This is a genomic window from Streptomyces sp. ID05-39B, from assembly GCF_033794725.1.
Classification (GTDB): Bacteria; Actinomycetota; Actinomycetes; order Streptomycetales; family Streptomycetaceae; genus Streptomyces; species Streptomyces bobili.
The window spans coordinates 1-3,927 of the sequence record NZ_JARGEF010000416.1; the positions used below are offsets into that span (position 1 = coordinate 1).

Sequence of the window (3,927 nt, forward strand, 5' to 3'; positions counted from 1 at the left end):
AACCCAGCCCCCTTTTCACGAAGCGAGCCCCCGGCCATGCCCACAACACCTGGAATGTCGATGGACATGACGACCCTCGGTGACACCGGTCTTCTCGACACGTTGCAGCACGAGGTGGCGGTCTTCGCGCGCCGTGCCGAACAGACCCGGCTCGGCGGGGTCGGGCAGGTGCGCAACTCCATGGACCGCGCCGCGTATCTGCTGCTCAACCGCCTCGACAAGGAAGGCCCGATGGGCGTCAAGGCGCTCGCCGCGAGCATGGGCATCGACTCGTCGACGGTCACCCGGCAGGTCGCTCCGCTGGTCGACACCGGCCTGGTCAAGCGGACCTCGCACCCCGAGGACGGGCGGGCCGTCGTGCTCCAGCTGTCCCCGCGGGGGCTGTCCCGGCTGGACGAAGTGCGCTCCTCCAGACGTCAGTTGATGGCCGAGCTGACCCAGGACTGGAGCCCGCAGGAGCGCGAGGCGTTCTGCGCGCTCCTCACGCGCTTCAACACCGCGCTGTCCAGCCGGATGGCCTCCCACGGTCTCCCGGGCGCGGAGCCCGCACCGGCTTCCTGACGCTCCACGCGCGCGTGCGGGCGCGCCGCGCATCCCGCGCGTGCGCGGCTCTTGACCGACGGCCCGCCCCTGGCCTCATATGAGACCGGGTCCCCGTCCGCGGCAGACGGCCGGGTTCCGTCCCAGGGGGTCGCCGGCAGGCGGGAGGCGCGCGGTGCGAGCACGGCATGCGGCCCAGGACATCCGCCGGGCCAAGGAGTTCGAGGCGTTCGTGGCCGGCGCGGGAGGGCGGCTGACGCAGACCGCCACCCTGCTCACCGGGGAGCCGCCCGGCGACAACCCGCGCGCGCGACGGCTGCTGACCTTCGCCCTCGCGCACACGTACGCGTGCTGGGACCGGCTGCACGGCGAGGACCCCTACGACCACGCCCGCCGGCACCTCGCCATCCGCTTCGCCGACACCGCCTGGCACCAGTACGCCACCTGGCACCGCTACGCCGTCCGGGGCCGGGCCGGGCGACAGCTCGCCGGCCCGCTGGCCGGGCTCACCCCGCAGGAACGTCTGATCCTGGTCCTCAGGCTCTACGAGGGCGTCGGAGAGGAGCAGGTCGCGGCACTCCTGGGCCTGCCGACCGAACGTGTCCACGCCATCTGCGACCGGGCGACGGCGACCGTCCTGCACCCACCGGCCGCGCCGTCACCCCCGCTCCCCGAGGCGAAGGCGGCGGCGACGTGAACCGGCCCCAGCGGGAGGCCGCCGTCCGGCAGATCATGGAACGCACGGTGCCCCGGCTGCCGCCCGAACTGCACACGGACGCCGTCCGCCGCGGCACCCGTATGCTCCGCCGCCGCACGCTCGCCCGGCGCCTGTTGTGGCTGCTGCTGTGGGCGGCGGCCGTCGGCTTCACCGTCTGGGCGATGGTGGCCGAGCCGTGGGTGGAGCCGCCGTCGGAGACGACCCCACCCCTCACCGGCTGGTGACCGTGGGTCCGGTCTAGCCGAGGGCCTGCTGGAGGTCCGCCAGCAGGTCGTCGACGTTCTCGATGCCGACCGAGATCCGCACCAGGTCGGCCGGGACCTCCAGGGCCGAACCGGCCGTGGACGCGTGCGTCATGCGCCCGGGGTGCTCGATCAGCGACTCGACGCCGCCGAGGGACTCGCCCAGCGTGAACACCTGCGCGCGGTTGCAGACCTCGACCGCCGCCGCCTCGCCGCCCGCCACCTGGAACGACACCATGCCGCCGAACGCCCGCATCTGCTTGGCGGCGACCTCGTGACCGGGGTGGTCCGGCAGGCCCGGGTAGAGAACGTTCGTCACGCGCGCGTGCCGGGTCAGCATGTCGGCGACCTTGGTCGCGTTCTCGCTGTGCCGGTCCATGCGCACCGACAGCGTCTTCGTGCCGCGCAGCACCAGCCAGGAGTCGAACGGCCCGGCGACCGCGCCCATCGCGTTCTGGTGGTACGCCAGCTCCTCGCCGAGTTCCCGGTCGCCGACGATCAGCGCGCCGCCGACGACGTCCGAGTGCCCGCCCATGTACTTGGTGAGCGAGTGCACGACGACGTCCGCGCCGAGCGCCAGCGGCTGCTGGAGATACGGCGTGGCGAAGGTGTTGTCCACGACGAGCCGGGCGCCCGCGTCCCGCGCCACCTGGGCGACGGCCGCGATGTCGGTGATGCCGAGCAGTGGGTTGGAGGGGGTCTCCACCCACACCGCCTTCGTCTTCGGCGTGATCGCGGCCCGTACGGCGGCCGGGTCGCTGGTGTCGGCCACCGACCACTCCACGCCCCACCGGGAGACGACCTTCGCGAACAGGCGGAACGTGCCGCCGTACGCGTCGTTCGGGATGACCACGTGGTCGCCGGGGCTGAGCAGCGTACGCAACAGGCAGTCCTCGGCCGCCAGTCCGGACGCGAACGCGAGACCCCGGACGCCGCCCTCCAGGGCCGCCAGGTTCTCTTCCAGGGCGGTCCTGGTCGGGTTGGCGCTGCGGCTGTACTCATAGCCGCCGCGCAGGCCGCCGACGCCGTCCTGCTTGTAGGTCGAGACCTGGTAGATCGGCGGGACCACCGCGCCGGTGAGGGGATCGGCGGTGTTGCCCGCGTGGATCGCGAGGGTCTCGAAATGCTGACTGATGTGCCTGTCGCTCATGAGCCCCGAGCGTAGTGCGCCGGAGGGAAAGGTGCGGGACGGCGGGGTGCCCGCAACTCCCGGCGCGGGGTTTTCCACAGGGCGGAGGAGGGGTTGGCCAATTGTCGGTGGCGTCTGGAACCCTGGGGGTATGGAAATTCTCTGGGTCCTGATCGCGCTGGTCATGCTCAGCTTCGTGCTGTTGCCGGTCCTGCGGCGCAGGCGCGGCATGATCGAGCAGGTCCCGGCCGGCCACCCCGACGCCGCCGACCCCGCGGACTACGGCTTCGTCCGCGAGGAGGAGCTGGACATCCGCATGCCGGGCCCCGACCAGGACCTGCTCGACGTACTGAACGTGGTGCAGCGCACCCAGGACTACCGTGCCGCCCAGCAGCTGCTGGCCGGCACCGAGGCCGAGGACGAGCGCCGCTGGCAGCGTGTGCAGGCCTTCGCCGGCGCGGCGGCGCTGGAGCTTCACCAGCGGCCCGGCGGGGTCGGTGACACACCGGGCGGGCAGTGGCTGCGGGTCTGGCGCGCCGAGGCGCCCAAGGACGCGGGCGGGGCGGCCGTGCACGCCGAGTTCCTCGTGCAGCAGGCGTGGCGCACCTCGGCGCCCGGCACGGACGACTTCCGGATCATCATGGAGGAGGCGAAGGACGCCTGCGGTCAGGCGGCGCTGCTCGCCCCCGGTGACCCGATCCCGTACATCGTCGAGCTGTCGGTGGCCCGCGGCCTGGCCTACTCGCGGCAGGAGTTCGAGCAGCTCTGGCTGAAGATCCTGGACCGCGCCCCGGCGCACATGGGCGCGCATCTGGCGGCCCTGCACTACTGGTGCGAGAAGTGGCACGGCTCGCGCGACCAGGCGATGTCGTTCGCGGAGGCCGCGGCGGCGCGCGCGCCCCAGGGTTCCCTGCTGGCGGCGATGCCCCTCTTCGCGGTGTTCGAGCACCTCCCCGAGGTGAACCTGGTGACCGGCTTCTACCAGAGCGAGGTCGTGACCAAGGCGATCCACGGCGCTCTCTTCGCCGTCCACGCGGCTCGCCCCGACGACCCGATGCTGGCGCACGTGCGCCATCTCCTCGTGTTCTTCCTGGTGCGCGCCCAGCGCTGGTCGGAGGCGGTGAACCAGCTGATACGCGTCGACGGGCACGTGGGCGCGCTGCCCTGGACCCTGTCCGCCGACCCGGCGGGCGAGTTCGCGGTGTACCGCGCGCTGGCGGTGGCCGGATACGAGGCGAGCGGCGGCAGCCCGGCGTCGCTCCCGCACTGAGCGGGAGCCGCCGGGGGCGGGGCGGGTC

At 73.0% G+C, this 3,927-nt stretch carries 5 protein-coding genes; 4 read left to right on the plus strand and 1 reads right to left on the minus strand.

The window, feature by feature from the left end; all coding sequences use genetic code 11:
- The first annotated feature begins 54 nt into the window (after window positions 1-54).
- The 3 genes from P1P75_RS40335 to P1P75_RS40345 all read left to right on the plus strand — a co-directional run bounded on the left by P1P75_RS40335 (window position 55) and on the right by P1P75_RS40345 (window position 1,482).
- Window positions 55-561 carry a MarR family transcriptional regulator gene (locus P1P75_RS40335; protein WP_319264706.1) on the plus strand — a complete coding sequence of 169 codons (507 nt, stop codon included), beginning with the start codon at window positions 55-57 and terminating at the stop codon, window positions 559-561.
- A 154-nt stretch (window positions 562-715) separates the two neighbouring features.
- Window positions 716-1,237, plus strand: a complete 522-nt coding sequence (locus tag P1P75_RS40340; RefSeq protein ID WP_319264708.1) for a sigma factor-like helix-turn-helix DNA-binding protein — start codon at window positions 716-718, stop codon at window positions 1,235-1,237.
- Entirely contained in the window at window positions 1,234-1,482 is a 249-nt protein-coding gene (locus P1P75_RS40345) for a hypothetical protein (RefSeq protein ID WP_319264711.1), read from the plus strand. The genes P1P75_RS40340 and P1P75_RS40345 overlap by 4 nt, the downstream gene beginning before the upstream one ends.
- Before the next feature lie 13 nt (window positions 1,483-1,495).
- Here P1P75_RS40345 and P1P75_RS40350 read toward each other — a convergent pair whose 3' ends face one another.
- Window positions 1,496-2,650 (minus strand): cystathionine gamma-synthase, encoded by a 1,155-nt coding sequence (locus P1P75_RS40350; protein ID WP_319264713.1) that lies wholly within the window; start codon window positions 2,648-2,650, stop codon window positions 1,496-1,498.
- Between the two features lie 130 nt (window positions 2,651-2,780).
- Between P1P75_RS40350 and P1P75_RS40355 the strand changes: the two genes are divergently transcribed.
- Complete coding sequence (locus P1P75_RS40355) at window positions 2,781-3,899, plus strand: hypothetical protein (protein WP_319264715.1); 1,119 nt, start codon at window positions 2,781-2,783, stop codon at window positions 3,897-3,899.
- Window positions 3,900-3,927: the final 28 nt, after the last annotated feature.

Coding starts and splice junctions, on each gene's coding strand:
- P1P75_RS40335 (WP_319264706.1), top strand. CDS start 55: ATGTCGATGGACATGACGACCCTCGGTGACACCGGTCTTCTCGACACG.
- P1P75_RS40350 (WP_319264713.1), bottom strand. CDS start 2,650: ATGAGCGACAGGCACATCAGTCAGCATTTCGAGACCCTCGCGATCCAC.
- P1P75_RS40355 (WP_319264715.1), top strand. CDS start 2,781: ATGGAAATTCTCTGGGTCCTGATCGCGCTGGTCATGCTCAGCTTCGTG.